Source organism: Arthrobacter sp. CAN_A1 (genome assembly GCF_015751665.1).
GTDB lineage: Bacteria > Actinomycetota > Actinomycetes > Actinomycetales > Micrococcaceae > Arthrobacter_D.
Genome location: NZ_JADOUR010000002.1, coordinates 248,464 through 265,098, shown reverse-complemented (window position 1 = coordinate 265,098; position 16,635 = coordinate 248,464). Strand labels below are relative to the sequence as shown.

Annotated in this window: 20 protein-coding genes and 1 riboswitch; of the genes, 15 read left to right on the top strand and 5 right to left on the bottom strand. The window is 64.9% G+C overall.

The features are described 5' to 3' along the window. Positions 1 to 21: 21 nt before the first annotated feature. The 5 genes from IWX62_RS04045 to IWX62_RS04025 all read left to right on the top strand — a co-directional run bounded on the left by IWX62_RS04045 (position 22) and on the right by IWX62_RS04025 (position 3,464). Positions 22 to 279: a hypothetical protein gene (locus tag IWX62_RS04045; protein WP_196840078.1), complete on the top strand. Its 258-nt coding sequence runs from the start codon at positions 22 to 24 to the stop codon at positions 277 to 279. A 40-nt stretch (positions 280 to 319) separates the two neighbouring features. Further along, entirely contained in the window at positions 320 to 1,093 is a 774-nt protein-coding gene (locus IWX62_RS04040) for an ABC transporter ATP-binding protein (RefSeq protein WP_196840077.1), read from the top strand. A 60-nt stretch (positions 1,094 to 1,153) separates the two neighbouring features. Then, entirely contained in the window at positions 1,154 to 1,423 is a 270-nt protein-coding gene (locus IWX62_RS04035; protein ID WP_196840076.1) for a hypothetical protein, read from the top strand. Beyond that, entirely contained in the window at positions 1,420 to 2,904 is a 1,485-nt protein-coding gene (locus IWX62_RS04030; RefSeq protein ID WP_196840075.1) for a hypothetical protein, read from the top strand. Before IWX62_RS04035 ends, IWX62_RS04030 begins: the two co-directional genes overlap by 4 nt. Positions 2,905 to 2,966: 62 nt before the next feature. After that, positions 2,967 to 3,464: a hypothetical protein gene (locus IWX62_RS04025; RefSeq protein WP_196840074.1), complete on the top strand. Its 498-nt coding sequence runs from the start codon at positions 2,967 to 2,969 to the stop codon at positions 3,462 to 3,464. Here the strand turns inward: IWX62_RS04025 and IWX62_RS16225 are convergent. The 3 genes from IWX62_RS16225 to IWX62_RS16215 all read right to left on the bottom strand — a co-directional run bounded on the left by IWX62_RS16225 (position 3,461) and on the right by IWX62_RS16215 (position 4,563). Next, positions 3,461 to 3,628 (bottom strand): hypothetical protein, encoded by a 168-nt coding sequence (locus IWX62_RS16225; RefSeq protein ID WP_333483203.1) that lies wholly within the window; start codon positions 3,626 to 3,628, stop codon positions 3,461 to 3,463. The genes IWX62_RS04025 and IWX62_RS16225 overlap by 4 nt on opposite strands. 179 nt (positions 3,629 to 3,807) lie before the next feature. Further along, a complete protein-coding gene (locus IWX62_RS16220) occupies positions 3,808 to 4,098 on the bottom strand; it encodes a hypothetical protein (RefSeq protein ID WP_333483202.1) in 291 nt (96 codons plus the stop codon). 24 nt (positions 4,099 to 4,122) lie between these two features. Beyond that, positions 4,123 to 4,563 carry an NAD-dependent epimerase/dehydratase family protein gene (locus tag IWX62_RS16215; RefSeq protein WP_333483201.1) on the bottom strand — a complete coding sequence of 147 codons (441 nt, stop codon included), beginning with the start codon at positions 4,561 to 4,563 and terminating at the stop codon, positions 4,123 to 4,125. Between the two features lie 54 nt (positions 4,564 to 4,617). On the opposite strand from IWX62_RS16215, the gene IWX62_RS04015 reads away from it, so the two are divergent. After that, positions 4,618 to 5,721 (top strand): YihY/virulence factor BrkB family protein, encoded by a 1,104-nt coding sequence (locus IWX62_RS04015; protein ID WP_333483200.1) that lies wholly within the window; start codon positions 4,618 to 4,620, stop codon positions 5,719 to 5,721. 8 nt (positions 5,722 to 5,729) lie between these two features. Here IWX62_RS04015 and IWX62_RS04010 read toward each other — a convergent pair whose 3' ends face one another. Beyond that, positions 5,730 to 6,605 carry a hypothetical protein gene (locus IWX62_RS04010; RefSeq protein WP_196840073.1) on the bottom strand — a complete coding sequence of 292 codons (876 nt, stop codon included), beginning with the start codon at positions 6,603 to 6,605 and terminating at the stop codon, positions 5,730 to 5,732. A gap of 117 nt (positions 6,606 to 6,722) precedes the next feature. On the opposite strand from IWX62_RS04010, the gene IWX62_RS04005 reads away from it, so the two are divergent. The 6 genes from IWX62_RS04005 to IWX62_RS16210 all read left to right on the top strand — a co-directional run bounded on the left by IWX62_RS04005 (position 6,723) and on the right by IWX62_RS16210 (position 12,921). Beyond that, complete coding sequence (locus IWX62_RS04005) at positions 6,723 to 7,715, top strand: glutathione S-transferase family protein (RefSeq protein WP_196840072.1); 993 nt, start codon at positions 6,723 to 6,725, stop codon at positions 7,713 to 7,715. A 96-nt stretch (positions 7,716 to 7,811) separates the two neighbouring features. Continuing rightward, complete coding sequence (locus IWX62_RS04000) at positions 7,812 to 8,870, top strand: FecCD family ABC transporter permease (RefSeq protein ID WP_196840071.1); 1,059 nt, start codon at positions 7,812 to 7,814, stop codon at positions 8,868 to 8,870. Between the two features lie 53 nt (positions 8,871 to 8,923). After that, positions 8,924 to 9,934, top strand: a complete 1,011-nt coding sequence (locus IWX62_RS03995) for a FecCD family ABC transporter permease (RefSeq protein ID WP_442859234.1) — start codon at positions 8,924 to 8,926, stop codon at positions 9,932 to 9,934. 1 nt (position 9,935) lies between these two features. After that, on the top strand, positions 9,936 to 10,823 hold the full coding sequence (locus tag IWX62_RS03990) for an ABC transporter ATP-binding protein (RefSeq protein ID WP_196840070.1): 888 nt from the start codon (positions 9,936 to 9,938) through the stop codon (positions 10,821 to 10,823). Then, positions 10,820 to 11,944, top strand: coding sequence for a siderophore-interacting protein (locus IWX62_RS03985; RefSeq protein WP_196840069.1), 1,125 nt, complete (start codon positions 10,820 to 10,822; stop codon positions 11,942 to 11,944). Before IWX62_RS03990 ends, IWX62_RS03985 begins: the two co-directional genes overlap by 4 nt. Before the next feature lie 105 nt (positions 11,945 to 12,049). After that, a riboswitch (cyclic di-AMP (ydaO/yuaA leader) is annotated at positions 12,050 to 12,239 on the top strand. A 4-nt stretch (positions 12,240 to 12,243) separates the two neighbouring features. Next, positions 12,244 to 12,921 carry a M23 family metallopeptidase gene (locus IWX62_RS16210; protein WP_333483199.1) on the top strand — a complete coding sequence of 226 codons (678 nt, stop codon included), beginning with the start codon at positions 12,244 to 12,246 and terminating at the stop codon, positions 12,919 to 12,921. Positions 12,922 to 13,032: 111 nt separating this feature from the next. On the opposite strand, the gene IWX62_RS03975 is transcribed toward IWX62_RS16210, so the two are convergent. Beyond that, positions 13,033 to 13,995 carry a diacylglycerol/lipid kinase family protein gene (locus IWX62_RS03975; RefSeq protein WP_196840068.1) on the bottom strand — a complete coding sequence of 321 codons (963 nt, stop codon included), beginning with the start codon at positions 13,993 to 13,995 and terminating at the stop codon, positions 13,033 to 13,035. 110 nt (positions 13,996 to 14,105) lie between these two features. On the opposite strand from IWX62_RS03975, the gene IWX62_RS03970 reads away from it, so the two are divergent. From IWX62_RS03970 to IWX62_RS03960, 3 genes are read left to right on the top strand one after another with little or no spacing between them, the layout of a single operon-like run. After that, on the top strand, positions 14,106 to 14,876 hold the full coding sequence (locus tag IWX62_RS03970) for an SGNH/GDSL hydrolase family protein (RefSeq protein WP_196840067.1): 771 nt from the start codon (positions 14,106 to 14,108) through the stop codon (positions 14,874 to 14,876). Positions 14,877 to 14,928: 52 nt separating this feature from the next. Further along, positions 14,929 to 15,426 (top strand): MarR family winged helix-turn-helix transcriptional regulator, encoded by a 498-nt coding sequence (locus IWX62_RS03965; RefSeq protein ID WP_196840066.1) that lies wholly within the window; start codon positions 14,929 to 14,931, stop codon positions 15,424 to 15,426. Further along, positions 15,423 to 16,544, top strand: a complete 1,122-nt coding sequence (locus tag IWX62_RS03960) for a glucose-1-phosphate adenylyltransferase family protein (RefSeq protein ID WP_196840065.1) — start codon at positions 15,423 to 15,425, stop codon at positions 16,542 to 16,544. Before IWX62_RS03965 ends, IWX62_RS03960 begins: the two co-directional genes overlap by 4 nt. Positions 16,545 to 16,635: the final 91 nt, after the last annotated feature.

Sequence of the window (16,635 nt, the reverse complement as noted above, 5' to 3'; positions counted from 1 at the left end):
ACACCTTGGGAAAGGCGCACCATGTCCACTATTGCTGAATACACGTTAGGAAAGCAGCTCGGGTTGCAAAACCATCTGATCCGCACCATCGAAACCACACGGGAAGCAACAACTGGCTTCCGGTGGGTTTGGCTGGTGCTGATTGGCATCTTGGTCGTAGCCGCGGCCATTGCCTTCGTCTACTGCCGGAACGCCGGATACGGAGGATTCAACGGGAGAATCGAGGCCATCCGCGGGCCATGGGGAATCAAGATCGGCATCAAGCTTGGCTGCTACTAGCCCCTCGGTAACTCCCTGCATACTCTAACGAAGGAAGAAAATGGTGGACTTACCTGACCCGCTACATGTAGCCGGCCTGACTAAAATGTATGGATCCCGGATAGGCGTCCAGGACGTCTCCTTTGACGTTCGTCAAGGGGAAGTCACCGGTCTCCTGGGACCTAATGGGTCAGGTAAGTCCACCACTATTCACTCTATTACGGGATTCATCGAACCGACAGAGGGCCAGATCCTCATTGGCGGGGAGGAGCATTCAACCTTGCCGGCTAAGGACTTCTTTGGGTTCTTTCCAGATGACCTGCCAATCCCTGAATCCCTAACGGGTACTGAGACCGTCGGATTCTACCGGCGGCTCCGCCCGGTATTCGACGATCACCTCTCACAGCGCTTGCTTGAGCTGCTCGGGCTCGACGAGCACCTAGACAAATACGTCGGGGCGTACTCCCACGGAATGAAACGCAAACTTCAGCTCGTGCTCGCGCTCGCGCATCATCCTCAACTGCTTGTGTTGGATGAGCCAATGCGCGGCCTCGATCCCGAGGCGGGAATGCTGATGAATGTCATTCTGAAGACCTTCGTACAGGACGGCGGTGCTGCCTTGGTCGCCACCCACGACCTGCTTGCCGCCCAACACTATTGCGACTCGGTGGTTATTCTCGCGGGCGGCAAAGTGGTCAGCTCCGGCACACCTGCCCGTTTGATGGAGCAGTCCGGAACTGGATCCCTGGAAGAGCTGTTCATTCAGGCAACCGGCCTCAAAGCCACAATGAAGGGCAAGGAAGAACAGCTACGGAACCTGCTCGTTTCTCCCTGACCATCCGCACCAGAGAGAAAAATCCTCTGGAGCTCCATTGAAGACCAGTAAGGAATAGTTATGAACTTCGGTAAAGCGTTGGGAATCGGAACCGTAATTTCAGTAGTCGTGTTGGTGGCAATATTCGTCGCCACGTTCGTCACCGGCGGCGACGTCTCGGTTCCGGTGGTGTTGGAAGTCAGCTCCGGCAGAAACCAGGCCGGTGGGCCTGAGACCAGTATGTATTTCAACCCGCTGGGCCCAATAGTTCTCGCGCTAGTGCTTGGAACACTGCTCTGGCTCGGGTCAAAAGCTGCCTCGCGTCATCAGGAGGACAAGGCCCTCCCATGAGTGCGCTCAGCCACTATCCGTCCGCCGGCACAGTAACCCGTGCCATTCACTGGATTACCTGGCGGATCTGGTTCAACGACATTTCCCGCTCCCTCGGCTCGCGCACGAGGGCGCGGCTAGTCCTCTGGGTGCTGGGAGTAGCGATGGTTGCCTGGACGGTCTATTCGGGGCTGGCGCTGGGCCGTCAGTTGGGGCTCGACACCGACACGGCACGGGAAATAAGCACACCGGTCGCTGGTGTTGTCTTTACTCTTCCCGGGCTGGCAACACTCATGGCATGCCTCTACGCCCCCAACAGGACGGTATTGACGGAAATGCTCTCGGTGTTGCCAGTGCACCCGGCTCATGTGAAATCCTCCTTGCGTTGGTTGACCGTGATCGTCGGTACGGTTGCCGGGGTGCTGATGGGGGCTCCTCTCATTCTTCAGTTCATCGTCTCTGGAGATCCGCTTACAGCAGTTGCGGGTACAGGGTTTGCCTTCTATCTAGCCGTTCTGGGAGCGCTCTTCGTTCACATATTGCTCAGCACCTTCCGAACCGCAATCAGCTGGTCGGTGCGCAGTGACGGAGTTATGGTGCAGGGGATTGCAGGGCTCCTGGTGGCAGCGCTCATGGTTTACTCATTCTTCAGGGCACTTCCCTTCAACTACCAGGAGCCTGCCGGTCCGTTGGCAATCCTCGGCAATGTCCTGGCGTGGCTGTTAGGAGGCCCACGGCCGTCCGCCATGGTCCTTGTGCTCGTTGCGGCGGCCCCCGGTGTGCTCCTCCTGCTGTCCCATATGCTGGATCGAGTCCCAGAACCCCGCGAAAACAATCGTGCCCAAAGTCGCACCTTCGCCACAGCGAGCGGCATGCTGGGAAACTCCTTGCTGGCGCTGGAGATCAAACAGCATCTGCGCTTTCCGGCAAACGCCGTCCTGCTCCTGTTCATCAACGGCCTCGCAATCGCAGCCATCGTAGTTACCTGGATTGCTGGAGGAGACGAATATGGAGCCACCTATCTGGTGCTGACCATCGTGAGTGCGTTTGGTATTGGAGCCTACGGCCCCACCCGACGGCATCACTGGGTTTACCGGGTGACTGGAGCGCCCCACGCGTGGATCCTCCCTAAATTCCTCAGCGTCACAGTTATCTGGGCGGTCATGATTCTGATCTACGGCACCGCGCTGGTGCTGTGGAGCGGCTGGTATTTCATCGACCTGGTTGCCGCCCTTCCTGTCCTTTTTATCGAAATGGCCGCTGGGTGCCTGATCGGTCTGCTGCTACCCGTGTCTCGCGAACAATCAATTGGCGGGGCTGTCTCCGAGGCGGTGGCACTGGTCGGCCTCATCGGGCTGACCTTTGCTGTCCAAACCCTGATCGCAGTCGCCGGCGATGTACTCCTCGGCCTGGCTCTCCAACTGGCAATCGCAGCACTTCTCGTGGCTGCCTATCTGCTGACTGCCCGGTGGCTATCCGGTAACCAGGACGTCACGGGGTGAGCAGCGGGCATGCCCGCCGATTGATCACTAGGTCGCGGAGACAAGCAAATATCGGCCGTGGCATGGGTGGCGCTATCGTCACCGTGCTGTGCGGGGCCCGCTACCCCCTTGCTGCCATGGCTGGGATGTTCCTGGCTGCCGGTGTTATTACTGGCGTACTTGCCGATGACTTCGCTACCCCCTTGTCCATCTCCGCGATTGGCTTCGTCGCAGCATCCAGTTCGTTGGTTGTTCACGAGTCCGCGCATCTAGGGGTGTTAAGGCGCTTCACCAGCGATCCGGCTGCAGGACAGGTCCATTGCTCAGCCACCGAGGTTTGGGTCGCCGGCCAAACGCCTGACGGATTGGGTACCGCAGTAACGGCTGTCGTGGGGCCAGCGGCTGGCGCAGCCTACCTCCTAATCCTTTCCCTGGCCGGGGTGCCCCAGTGGATTGCCGTGTCCCTAGCCGTCATCCATGTCATCAATCTCCTGCCCTGGTTTCCCGACGGGAAGCAGCTCAAGCTCGGATTGGCTCAACTTCTGTTGGAACGGGTACAACCCCAGCGGGGGAGGGGCTAGCGGCGGGGCTTCAGGCTCCGGGAGCCGACGACGCCGTCGCCGGCGGCGAGCCCGGTCAGGACAGCCCGCATGGCGTCGAGCGAGGAATGCTCCGGCTCCCGCCCAGTAGGGTGTGGGCACGATCCGTGTCCATTAAGGGCGCCTGCGCTGCCATGTCGATCCACCCCGGATCGGTGCGCTGTAGACCCAGCGCCCAGGCCAGCCCGACGACGGCCCGTAGTACCTTCACCGGGAGGTTCACCATACGCCGGGCGCCCAGTTGTCCGGCGACTTTTGCCGGGGTAAGGACAGGTTCGGCGGCGATGGTGAACGCCCCTCCAATGCGTCGGCTGACCGCCCGCCACTAGGCGTCGGCGACGTCGTCGGCGTGGACCGCCTGAAAGATCAGCCGATTCGGGATGGGGAGCAGTGGGAACCGCAGCCGGTCCCGCACGAACCTCGGGACCAGCGGTCCCAGGAAGAACCGGCCAATTTCGCTGCCCGCATCCTGCTGGAAAACCAGGCCGGGACGCAATCGGGTAAGAGGGATTTCCGGGTACCGCCGGTCGAAGCCGTCCAGAAGAGCCTCCTGCTCCGCCTTGTGCCGGCCGTAATGCGAGGTACTGATCCCGCCGTGCGGCCAACTCTCATCCACCCGCTGCCCCTTGGTGGCCGGGCTCTAAGCACCGACTAAGGACGCGCAGACAAAATGGCGGACGGACGCGTCGGCGGTCGCCTGCAGCGCGTTGGCAGTACCGGTGACATTGGTGCGGTGCATCGCCCCTTCGTTCCGGTTCGGCTGAATGGCCCAGGCCAGGTGCACAACGGCGTCGACCCCCTCGAGCGCTGCGGTGAGTGCAGCGCGGCCCTCGTCGGTCCCGATATCCAGTGCGTGCCACTCACAACCCGCGTAGGGTGCCTGGGTGGTGTCGGGTAGCCGGCGGGCAAATCCCACCACCTCAACGCTGCCTGGATGGTCACCTGCTGCCTGCTGCAATCGGCGCAGCACCACGGTTCCGACGTTGAAGTGGAACCAATGACCGCGATCCGAAGCGGGCTGATCGATAGAGTCGGTGTGGGTGCCATCATCCAACGGCAATCCTTCGGTAGGCTTAGGCACTAGTAAGCGTCCTTAGGATCAGGTGGGGCCCTGGCGAATCAAGTGGAGGTATCAGTGGCACGAAGCGGCACGGCGGCGGATTCGCCCGAAGCACAAACCCAGGACAAGGCACAGAACGCACCCCATCCTGATGATGACCGGAAACCGGATAGCCCCACCGAGCTGAAGAAGCCAGCCTGGGGGTACGTCCTCAAGCGCACGATTCGCGAATTCGGCAAAGACCAGTGCACCGACCTTGCCGCCGCGCTCACCTATTACGCAGTGCTGGCCATCTTCCCCGCTCTGCTGGCCCTGGTGTCGATGCTCGGGGTGTTCGGACAAGCCGAAGCCACCACGGCGACGGTGCTCGACGTCCTTGGTGGCGTGGCACCCGACATTGCTGAGAATGAGACGCTGACCGACACTATTGCGGGTCTCGCGTCCTCGTCCGGTGCCGGCCTCACCTTGGTGATCGGCATCCTCGGTGCTGTTTGGTCGGCGTCAGCCTATGTGGGCGCTTTCAGCCGGGCGATGAACCGGATCTACGAGGTGGACGAAGGCCGGCCGTTCTGGAAACTGCGCCCCGTGATGCTCAGCATCACCGTCGCCGTCCTCCTGCTGGTGGTCATGATGGCGCTGCTGCTCGTCCTCTCGGGTCCGGTTGCCGAGTCGGTAGGCAACGTCATTGGCCTGGGTGATACCGCCCTGCTGGTCTGGAACATCGCCAAATGGCCAGTCATGCTGGGCTTCGCTGTCCTGATGATTGGCCTGTTGTACTACGGTGCGCCGAATGTGAAGCAGCCCAAGTTCCGCTGGATGAGCATGGGTGCGTTCGTTGCATTGCTGGTTCTTGCCATTACGACGGCGGGCTTCTCTTTCTACGTCGGCAATTTCGGCAGCTATGACGAGACGTACGGTGCCATTGCCGGCGTCATCGTGCTGCTGCTGTGGCTCTGGTTGGCCAACCTCTCGTTGCTCTTCGGCGCCGAGTTCGACGCCGAACTGGAGCGGGGTCGTCAGCTCCAGGCCGGGATCGAAGCGGAAAAGACCCTGCAGCTTCCTCCCCGCGACGACAAGATGAGCCGCAAGAAGCTGGATAAGGAGCTCGAGGATATTGACCGGGGGCGGGAGCTGCGCCGGAAGTACGAGCGCGAATCCGGCCAGCACAATAACGGCTGATCCTCGCGTCAGGGGAATGCTGGTCCGCTGACAATCACCGCCATTGAGGCGGTGAACGTCGGCAACGCCGTCAGCAGTACCGCCAGCAGGGCTGTCCTGCCCACCCAAGTCACCATCCGGTGGGACAGCCAGCGAGGGGGTATTTTGGCTGCCGGAACGAACCGTGCACACATTAGGACTACCGCCGCGCCCAGCCCGAGCAGCAGGCCCGCTGGAAGAATCACCGCTCCGGCGAGCAACGGCAGGTAGTCCAGCCGGCCGCGGTCGGCGTACTGGGGGAGACGCGAGCTGTACCAATTGGCGGCGGCAGCGACCAGCATCCCGTGGAGGACCATCAGCGCGCTGAACAGCGCCGCCGCCAGCCACCCCGGTCCGACAAACCGGAAGTCGATATTGTCGGTGCGGAGCGGATCGAAGGTGGTGGCGAACAGGACGAGCAACACCAGGCCGAAGGTCAGCCCTGCCCACCGGCCCGGGGGCAACAAGCGGTGAACTGCAACATAGATGACTGCTGACAGGACCCCCATCAGACCGCCAATAAGAAACAGGGTGAAGGTGCCGGGCAGGGTGATGTCGCCCACAGTCGCCAATGCCTCGGTGATCCGGCCCTCGGACAGGGGTGAGGTGAGGGCAAGTACCCGCATCACCAGCCGTCCCCCAGCACCGGCCATCAGCACACCTGACGTCACGCCGGCGGTCATCACCACCGTGGCCCACCAGGCGTAACGGCGCAAAGCCCGGTTCTGCGCCGCCACACGGAACGGATCGGCCTCGCGATGCGTCACCGGCTCCGGTTCGGGTGGGGTCAGACGGCCACCGCTCCACCGAAAAATCACTGACAGTCCTGCCACAACCAGGACTCCGCAGACTGCGATAATCACCATGGCGAACGCGCCTCTCACCCGATACAGGCCATTGTCCGCCGGGTCCGGGCCGCCGTCCAGCACCTCAGTAAGCCGGCCCAGGATGGACCTCCTCCGGTCTGCGCCTAAGCTTGAGCCATGACCGAAAACGAACCCAGCACCCGCGGCGCCTACGTCAATACGGGCAAGGAATTCAGCCGCGACACCACCTACATCGAAACCCGGATCACCCGGGATGGTGCTGACGGGTACCCGGTCGAGGCCGGTCGGTACCGGCTCATTGCCGCCCGTGCGTGCCCGTGGGCCAACCGTGCCATCATCGTGCGCCGGCTGCTCGGACTCGAAGACGCCATTTCGCTGGGCACCCCGGGCCCCACCCACGACAAACGGTCCTGGACCTTTGACCTGGACCCCGACGGACGCGACCCAGTGCTCGGAATCGAACGGCTCCAGGAGGCGTTCTTCAAGCGGGACCCCGAATACCCTCGTGGCATTACTGTGCCGGCGATGGTCGATGTGCCGTCCGGCGCCGTGGTCACCAACAATTTCCCGCAGATCACCCTGGATTTCTCTACCGAGTGGAAAGATTTCCACCGTGAGGGCGCCCCCGATCTGTACCCGGAAGCACTCCGCGCCGAAATCGACGAGGTCAGCAAACGGGTGTTCACCGAGGTGAACAACGGTGTCTACCGGTGCGGATTCGCCGGCTCACAGGAGGCCTACAACGACGCCTACGACCGGCTGTTCACTGCCCTTGACTGGCTGGAAGAGCGCCTGCGGCATCAGCGGTTCCTGGTGGGGGACACGATCACCGAGGCCGACGTCAGGCTGTTCACCACCCTGGTGCGCTTCGACGCCGTCTACCACGGGCACTTCAAGTGCAACCGGAACAAGCTCACCGAAATGCCAGCCCTGTGGGGCTACGCCCGGGACCTGTTCCAGACCCCCGGCTTCGGGGACACCGTGGACTTCGACCAGATCAAGGACCACTACTACATCGTGCACGAGGACATTAACCCCACCGGGATTGTGCCCAAGGGGCCGGACCTGGCGAACTGGCACACCGAACATGGCCGTGAAGGCCTGGGCGGCAAGCCCTTCGGCAAGGGAACCCCTCCCGCAGCAGCCTAGCCACGCAGTCAATTAGGGAACAGAACCGTTTCCTAATGAAGGTAACCATAGGCTAGCCTTACTTCTGACCGAGAGTTGACGGGAAGGAGGCGTGCCATGGCAGTGCAGACTGCACCAGCCCCTCCGGAGAGCACGCCGACACCGGCCCGGCCGCAACCCCGCGGTCAGCGCCGGGTCCTTAAATTCGGTGCGGCACTAGTGGTTCTCGCGCTGATCTGCGCGGCATCGCTGGCCTTTGGTTCCCGGCCCATCAGCTTCGACGTGCTGGTCGCCGCGCTGACCGATTTCGACCCGACGAACGGCGATCACGCTGTGGTCCACTCCCGGATTCCCCGCACGGTGACCGGCCTCATGGTCGGTGCCGCGCTGGGCCTCGCGGGCGCCGCCATGCAGGGGGTGGCCCGCAACCCCCTGGCCGATCCGGGCATCCTCGGCGTCAACGCCGGCGCGGCGCTGGCCATCGTCACCGGCATCTACGTCTTCGGGGTGGCCGACGTGACCGGGTACATCTGGTTTGCCTTCGCCGGCGCCGCCCTGGCCGCCGTCGTGGTCTACGCCATCGCGAGCCTGGGCCGGGACGGCGCCACCCCCATCAAACTGGCCCTCGCCGGAGCCGCGCTGTCCGCAGGACTCGGCAGCCTGATGAATGCCGTCCTGGTCTCCAGCCAGGAAACCCTCGACCGGTTCAGGTTCTGGCAGGTGGGAACCGTCTCCGGCCGGGGCTGGGACGTCCTCCTGCCGGTCCTGCCGTTCCTCATCGTCGGGATCCTGCTGACCCTCGCCACCGGCAAAGCCCTCAACAGCCTGTCCCTGGGCGACGACATCGCCAAAGGCCTCGGCCAGAACGTGGCGGTCGCCCGCGGTATTGCGGCGCTCGGCGTCGTCATCCTCTGTGGCGCCGCTACCGCCGCCGCCGGGCCGATCGCCTTCGTCGGCCTGGTGATCCCCCACATGGTGCGGGTGCTCACCGGCCCGGATTACCGCTGGATCCTGCCGTTCTCCGTGGTGCTTGCGCCGGTCCTGCTGATCGGCGCGGACATCATCGGCCGGCTGATCCTCCCACCGGGCGAGGTGCAGGTAGGTATTATGACCGCCGTCATCGGCGCTCCGGTGTTCATCTGGCTGGTCCGACGGCGGAAGCTGGCCCAGCTGTGACCCTCCACACCGCGCCGCCCGTGGACACCGCAGGCCCGACGTCGTACGCCACCATCAGTGGCGCCCGGCACCGCCAGGCGGCGCAGCGCCGCCGGGTGATCATCATCCTCGGGGGACTCACCGCCGCCCTGTTCTCCGTCACAGTCCTCCTCGGCACCTACACCGTGACCATTCCCGACTTCTTCAGGATCCTCGGCGGCGCCGACATTCCTGGCGCCACCTTCATCGTGATGGAAAACAAGCTGCCCCGCGCGGTGATCGGCGTCCTCATCGGCGTGGCCTTCGGTTTGGCGGGCACCATCTTCCAGACCATGCTGCGCAACCCGCTCGCCAGCCCGGACATCATCGGGATCACGTACGGCGCCAGTGCCTCGGCGGTGGCGGCGATCGTGCTCTTCGGTGCAGCCGGTGTCACAGTCTCCCTCTCCGCCCTGGTCGGGGCGCTCGCCGTCGCGGCGGCCATCTACCTGCTGTCCCGGCGCGGATCAGTGGCCGGGTACCGGCTGATCCTGGTGGGAATCGGCTTCGCCGCCGTCATGCACGCCCTGGTCAGCTTCCTCCTGACCCGGACCGACATCCGCACGGCGTCCGATGCGCTCGTCTGGCTGAACGGCTCACTGAACTCCAGCAACTGGGACCGCGCCACCATCCTGCTCCTCGCCATGGCGGTGCTGGTCCCCATCGCGGCGGTCCTGTCGCGGGGGCTGCGCGGCCTGGAACTGGGTGACGACACCGCGGCGAGCCTCGGCATCCGGGTGGAGCCGTCCCGGCTGGCCCTGATCACCGTCGGAGTTGCCCTCGCCGCCGTCGCCACCGCAGCGGCCGGGCCCGTGGCCTTCGTCGCGTTCCTCGCCGGCCCGATCGCCCGGCGCCTCGTCAAGGGCGCAGTATCGCTGACCGCAGCCGGCCTGGTGGGCGCCGTGATCGTCCTCGGCGCCGATTTTGTTGCCGCCAACATGATTCCCGGTGTGTCGCTGCCGGTCGGCGTGGTGACGGGCGTCCTCGGCGCACCGTTCCTGCTCTGGCTGCTCGTGACCGCCAACCGCACAGGCCAGGGAGGCTGATATGGCGCTGACCGCCAGCGAGCTGACACTCGCGTACGACGACCGCACAGTAGTCCAGAACCTCACCGTCGAACTGCCGGCCGGCAAGGTCACCGTCATCGTCGGCGCCAACGCGTGCGGCAAATCCACCCTGCTGCGCGGCCTGGCCCGGCTGCTCAAGCCTACGGCCGGCGTCGTCAGCCTGGACGGCAAGGACATCCACTCGCTGTCCACCCGCGCGGTTGCCCGCACCCTCGGATTGCTCCCGCAGACCCCGGTCGCCCCGGACGGCATCACCGTCGCCGATTTGGTGGGGCGCGGCCGTTACCCACACCAGGGCTGGTTCAGGCAGTGGACTGACGACGACGACGCCGCCGTCGCGGCGGCCCTCGAAGCGACCGACACCCTCGAACTCGCCGATCGTTTTGTTGACGAGCTGTCCGGCGGGCAACGGCAACGCGTCTGGATTGCTATGGCCCTGGCACAGCAGACCGACATTCTCCTGCTGGATGAGCCCACCACCTTCCTCGACGTCACCCACCAGGTGGAAGTGCTTGACCTGATCACCGACCTGAACCGGCGAGACGGCATCACCGTTGCCATCGTCCTCCACGATCTCAACCTCGCCGCGCGCTACGCCGACCACCTGATCGCCATGAAGGACGGCCGCATCGCCGCCGAGGGCAACCCGTCCGACGTCGTGACCGAGGAGACAGTCACCTCGGTATTCGGCCTGGAGTGCCGCGTTATCCCGGACCCCGTCTCCGGCACCCCCATGGTGGTGCCGGTGGGCCGCCACCATTCCGACGCCGGGCCCACCACGGCCCCATCCGACTCGACCACCGGGCAGGGGTATCTGCCTAACCCGCAGGACACGCTGCCTGCGCACCACCTGGAGGCAGCATCATGACCGAAGTCAGCAACCGTACCGCCCGCCAGGCCCAGCGCGCCGAAGCGGCAGTCTCGGCAGTGACAGCGTTCGACGTCGTCGTGACCCGGGTGCAGCGCCTGAGCGACAACTTCCAGCGCATCACCTTTGGTGGGGCCTGCCTGAAGGATTTCGGCGTCCAGGGCCCCAGCCTCGATCTGCGCATCAAGGTGATGATCCCGGCCAGCCGGGACGACGACGCCCCCCGCCTGAACCTGCGGGCGCTGCTCGAGGCGCCCACCGGGGGGCCTGGCTGGTACCAGCAGTGGCTGGCACTGGACCCGGCCGTCCGGGGGTCGATGCGCACCTATACGGTGAGGGAAGCCCGGTGCGGCGATGATCAACCCGAGATCGACGTCGACTTCGTCATGCACTTCGACGCCGAAGGCAACGGGGGCCCGGCGTCGCTCTGGGCCGCCGCAGCGACGCCGGGCGACCGGATCTGGCTGATCGGCCCGAACGTCCACGCCGCCACCTGCACCACCGCCGGTTCCTACGGGGGGATCGAATGGCGCCCGGGGCTGGCCCAGCACATTCTGCTGGCTGGTGACGAGACAGCGGTGCCCGCCATCAGCGCCATCCTTGAGTCGCTGCCGACCGATGTCGGCGGGCACGCGTTCCTTGAGGTGCCGGACCCGGCCGACTTTCAGGACGTTCTCACCGGGTCGTCGGTCCGGATCACCTGGCTGGCCCGGGGGCAGCGCCCCCACGGGGAACTCCTGGACGCGGCGGTTCGTGACGCGGTCCGTGTGCCCGGGTGGGTGTCGCTGGCAGTGCCCTTCGCCGTCGGGGTGGATCCCACCTCGCGGGCCGGGCTGACGCTCGCCGCCGCCGCTGCCGTGGCGGCCGGCCCGGAGCCCGAAGAGGTGAACATCGACGAGACGATCCTGTGGGAAACCCCCCAGCGGTTGAACGCCTCGACGCTCACCAGCTCGCTCAACCCCGACCGACCGTCCGGCGCGCTCCCGTTCTACGCGTGGATCGCCGGCGAAGCTGCAGTGGTTCGAGGGCTGCGGCGATACCTGGTGCGCGACGTCGGCATCGACCGTAAGCAGGTTGCTTTCATGGGGTACTGGCGCAGGGGACGATCGGAGCTGAGCTAGTCGCCACGCCGTGAGTTGTGTAACGGAATTGTAACTTTTCCGTTAGGTGGCCTATCCTTGTAGGGAGCCATCTGCATCATTGTGGCTCCCGGCCTGCACGCCTAACCCTGTCAGCAGCCGGCCCCCAATTCACCGTGGCAGGGGTGGAGGACCCATCTTTTGGCAGTTTTCCTGCCTTCGGGGTGCAGCCCTTCGCACATCGCTTTCCCGCTCTCGTGCCGGAAAGCAGCAGTGGGCCGAGTCAACTCTTGCTCGAATCCGACAGCTAACTTCACCGGCGTTGCAGAGAGGCTCTTGTTTTGCCCAAGCCGGTCACTTCCGGGCGCCGCCGCGCGCCCGTTCAGCCCACGCCCATCCGCCGATCAGCCCTGCTCGCCACGGGTGCACTTGCCGCAGCGGCGGGCCTTACCCTGACGGCCTTCTTCCCGTCGGCCGAGATGTCACCGTCGCCCGTCGCCCATGAGCCGGCGGGCCCGACGGCGCCCGTCACCGCCGACGCCGATGCCACGATCGACTTCGGTAAGGAATCACCGCTCGCCATGGCCTCCACCCCGGCGGCCAAAACCACTGTGCTGTCCAGCGATGCCGCAACCTTCGCCGCCCCGATCAAGGGCGCGCCAATCGCCTCATCGTTTGGCTACCGGGTGAACCCGATGGGCGGGTTCGGTGACGAACTGCACACCGGGACCGACTACGCCGGCGCCTGCGGCACCCCGGTTCTGGCCTCCCGCGCCGGCACCGTGGTGGAGTCCGGGTGGCATGCCTACGGCGGCGGCCAGCGGATCGTGGTGGACCACGGTGGCGGACTCGAAACCTCGTACAACCACCTCAGCGTGCTTGGCGTGACCGTCGGGCAAAAGGTGAACAAGGCCCAGGGCCTGGGCGCCGTCGGCAGCACCGGCAATTCAACCGGCTGCCACCTCCATTTTGAACTCCTGGTTGACGGGGAAAAGATCGACCCCCAAACCAGGCTCTAACTCACGGAAAACTCAGGAATCCCGCCGTCGTTCCCGGTGTTCACGCCCCGTGGAGGGGATTGTCCAGACAATCCCCTCCACGGGGCCCGTCCGGTGGGAAACCGGAGCGGCTCAGGGCTCCGGGTTGGTGACGACTGCCGGATCCTTCTTGCCGTACGGCATCCGCAACCGCAAAGAGTTGGCATCCACCTTCAGCGACATGTGTGTGCCCTTGCCCAACGGGTCGCCGTCAAGCTGGATTTCCTGCGGCTCGTCGAGCTGAATCTCGGCTTCCCTGCACTGGAAGTACTCCAGCGACGGGTCCTTGCCCTTCCCGCGGGCAAACAGTTTCCCGACCACACCGAACCAGCCCAGCCGGCCGGTCGGTGCCACGGTCATGATGTCCAGCAGCCCGTCGTCGATCTTCGCGCCCGGGAAAATCTCGAGACCACCCATGATCTTGCCGCAGTTTCCGCCCATCACGCTGCGCAACCGGCGCTCAATGACCTCGCCGCCATCCAGGGTGATGCGCGTGCGGGTGGGCTTGCCGCTCAGGTTCCTGATGCCGGCATCGACGTAGGCGAGCCAGCCCACCTTGTCCTTCAGGTCGTCGCGGGTATCCGCCATGATTGACGCGTCAAAGCCCAGTCCCGCCATCACCAGGAACACGTGGGAGTCCTGGGCGCGGTCCACGGTGACGTGCACAACGTCGACGTTGCGTTCGGTGCCGAACAGGGCGGCCTTGGCGGCCTCCTGCGGATTGTCGACGGCGATATCCAGGTTGCGGGCCAGCAGGTTGCCGGTGCCCAAGGGGATCAGGCCCAGCGCCACACCGGTGCCATTGACCACCTCTGCCACGCAGCGGACCGTCCCGTCACCGCCCGCGGCGATCACCACGTCCACTCCGGCGTGAACGGCTTCCTGCGCCTGGCCGCGGCCCGGATCATCCACTGACGTCTCCAGGTAGAGCACCTCGTCCCATCCCTCGGCAGCGCAGAGCTCCGAAACGATCGCGCGAATGTCAGCGCCGGTATTCTTGACCGGGTTGATGATCAACGCGGCGCGCTTGGTCCGGGTGTCGGAGGGCTGGGTCATGGTGTCCTTCTCGATGGTTGACGGGGAGCGTGCGGGTGCATCGGCAAAAAGTTATCAGCAGGCTTGCCAACGTCAGCTTATCCCGCAGCAAGAACGGGTAGCCTCGTCTAGTGGAATTCTCTCAGCGATATGTGGCTCTTGGCGATTCGTTTACTGAAGGCGTCGGCGACTGGCATCAGGCCAGCCCCAACGGTGTGCGGGGGTGGGCGGACCGGGTGGCCGAGCAGCTGATCCTCGCCGACAGCTCCTGGGGCTACGCGAATCTCGCCGTTCGTGGGAAAAAGGTACGCCAGGTCCTTGACGAACAGGTTGACAGGGCGCTGGCCCTGCAGCCCACGTTGATCACCATCTACGCGGGCGGCAACGACATTCTGCGGCCGCGCATCGACATTGACGCGATGATGGCCGCCTATGACGACGGCGTGGCCCGGCTGGCGAGCTCGGGTGCCGCCGTCGTGCTGTTCACCGGGTTTGATTCGGTGGGGTCGGCCGTGTTTGGCAAAACCCGCGGCCGGACCGCCATCTACAACGAGCTGGTCCGCGAGATTGCCGACCGGCACCACGCCGATGTGGTGGATTACTGGCGGTTCAGGGAGTTCCAGAACTGGGGTTATTGGGACACCGACCGGATGCACATGTCGTCAGCCGGTCACACCCTGATGGCTAAGCGGGTGCTCGAAGTGCTGAGGGCCTCCCACGAGATTGACCTTCCTGAGCTGGAGGCCGTGCCGGCGTCCTCGCGGATCGATCAGCTGCGTGCCGACGCCCAGTGGGCGCGGGATTACCTGTCGCCGTGGGTGGGCCGGCGCCTGCGGGGCGTGTCTTCGGGGGATGTGTTGACGGCGAAGTACCCGGAGCTCACCCGGCCCGTGTGGGACTAGGTTGGGCCCCACTCCCAGTACCCGCAGAGGGGTTCTGTGCCAGACTTGATTGATGACTGGTGTCCGATGGCTCAACCCCGATGAACGGCAGGCGTGGCTGGCACTTTATGCGGTCACCACCATTTTGCCCGGCACCCTCGATGCCCACCTGTTCCGGCAGGCGAAGATCACCCTGTTTGACTACCACGTCCTGGCGATGCTCTCCGAAACCGAGGAATTCACGCTCGCGATGAGCGACCTGGCGGCGAGATCGAACGCCTCCCTGTCCCGTCTGAGTCATGTGGTGAAGAAGCTTGAGCAGCGCGGCTGGGTGGTCCGGTGCCCCAGCGCCAGCGACGGCCGGGTGACCACAGCCCGGATCACCGAAGAGGGGCTGAACAACGTCCAGCTCCTGGCCAGAGCGCATGTTGAACACGTTCGGCAGACGGTCTTCGACGCCCTGACCGAGGATGACGTGCATGATCTGGAACGGATCGGCAAGAAAATCCTGGCCCGACTCGACGAAAGCCATTGGATCCTCGACCAGCCCTCACCCGGAGCGCGGTCATGAAGCAGCCCAAAGTCCTCGCCATCGTCCTGGCGGGAGGCGCCGGCGGACGGCTGGGTACCTTGACCGACCGGCGCGCCAAGCCGGCCCTGCCCGTCGCGGGCACTTACCGCCTGATCGACATCCCCCTCTCAAACCTGCACCACAGTGGTTTCTCGGATGTCTGGATGGTGCAGCAGTACCAGCCCAAGTCGCTGAACGACCACCTCGCCAACGGGCGGCCGTGGGACCTGGACCGCACCAACGGCGGGTTGCATGTCCTGCCGCCCTTCGAAGGCCGCCAGGGAGAGGGGTTCGCCGATGGCAATGCTGACAGCCTGTTCCGGCAGTCGGCATTCATCAGGGAGTTCAACCCGGACCTGGTGCTCCTGCTCAGCGCCGACCACCTGTACCAGCTGGACTACCGCGACGTCGTGCAGACCCACCTGGACGCTCAGGCGACCGCCACCATCGTGACGACGTGTTTCGACGGCGACGCCTCAGCCCACGGTGTGGTGGAGGTCGCCGATGGTGCAGTGACCGGGTTCGAATACAAGCCTGAACAGCCCAAAACCAATCTGGTGGCCACCGAGGTCTTCCTCTTCAACGCCATGCACCTCCTCGACACGCTGGAGCTGCTCGAGAAGGAAGAGTGCGGGCTCGACGACTACGGCGACCAGTTGCTGCCCCACCTCGTGAAGCACTCGACGGTGGTCGAACACCGCCTCGACGGGTACTGGCTGGACCTTGGCACCCCGGAAAACTATCACCGGGCACACCGTGACCTGCTCGCCGGCAAGGGGCTGCGGTTTGACGACCCGGAGTGGCCCATCATCACGGGCAGCCCCCGCCGGTTGCCGGCGTTTATCGGGACGGGCGCCGTCGTCGCTGATTCGCTGCTGTCACCGGGGAGCCGCGTCCACGGTGAGGTGACCCGCAGCGTGATCGGGCCCGACACGGTGGTGGACGCCGGCGCCGTCGTCGTCGATTCGATCCTGCTGGACGGGGTCTCTGTGCCAGCGGGAGCGCGGGTTGTCCGCGCCATCGTGGATTCCGGGGCGGTGCTGGCGGCCGGTGCGCAGGTGGGCGGCGATGACGCCGTGACGGTGGTCGACCGTGACGGGGACAGTACCAGCGATTAGCCTTAACCCGCGCCAGCTCCTAGAATAGGAGGGCATCAGGTGGCGGAGCGTGCGCAATTGCTCCGATTTCCGGGAAGGTTCGTTCCTGGAC

What these genes read in the sequence shown, in the direction of transcription:
- IWX62_RS04000 (WP_196840071.1), top strand. Translation starts at nt 7,812, where the DNA reads ATGGCAGTGCAGACTGCACCAGCCCCTCCGGAGAGCACGCCGACACCG.
- IWX62_RS03985 (WP_196840069.1), top strand. Translation starts at nt 10,820, where the DNA reads ATGACCGAAGTCAGCAACCGTACCGCCCGCCAGGCCCAGCGCGCCGAA.
- IWX62_RS04005 (WP_196840072.1), top strand. Translation starts at nt 6,723, where the DNA reads ATGACCGAAAACGAACCCAGCACCCGCGGCGCCTACGTCAATACGGGC.
- IWX62_RS04010 (WP_196840073.1), bottom strand. Translation starts at nt 6,605, where the DNA reads ATGGTGATTATCGCAGTCTGCGGAGTCCTGGTTGTGGCAGGACTGTCA.
- IWX62_RS04045 (WP_196840078.1), top strand. Translation starts at nt 22, where the DNA reads ATGTCCACTATTGCTGAATACACGTTAGGAAAGCAGCTCGGGTTGCAA.
- IWX62_RS03960 (WP_196840065.1), top strand. Translation starts at nt 15,423, where the DNA reads ATGAAGCAGCCCAAAGTCCTCGCCATCGTCCTGGCGGGAGGCGCCGGC.
- IWX62_RS03965 (WP_196840066.1), top strand. Translation starts at nt 14,929, where the DNA reads ATGACTGGTGTCCGATGGCTCAACCCCGATGAACGGCAGGCGTGGCTG.
- IWX62_RS03975 (WP_196840068.1), bottom strand. Translation starts at nt 13,995, where the DNA reads ATGACCCAGCCCTCCGACACCCGGACCAAGCGCGCCGCGTTGATCATC.
- IWX62_RS04040 (WP_196840077.1), top strand. Translation starts at nt 320, where the DNA reads ATGGTGGACTTACCTGACCCGCTACATGTAGCCGGCCTGACTAAAATG.
- IWX62_RS04030 (WP_196840075.1), top strand. Translation starts at nt 1,420, where the DNA reads ATGAGTGCGCTCAGCCACTATCCGTCCGCCGGCACAGTAACCCGTGCC.
- IWX62_RS04035 (WP_196840076.1), top strand. Translation starts at nt 1,154, where the DNA reads ATGAACTTCGGTAAAGCGTTGGGAATCGGAACCGTAATTTCAGTAGTC.
- IWX62_RS04025 (WP_196840074.1), top strand. Translation starts at nt 2,967, where the DNA reads ATGGGTGGCGCTATCGTCACCGTGCTGTGCGGGGCCCGCTACCCCCTT.
- IWX62_RS03990 (WP_196840070.1), top strand. Translation starts at nt 9,936, where the DNA reads ATGGCGCTGACCGCCAGCGAGCTGACACTCGCGTACGACGACCGCACA.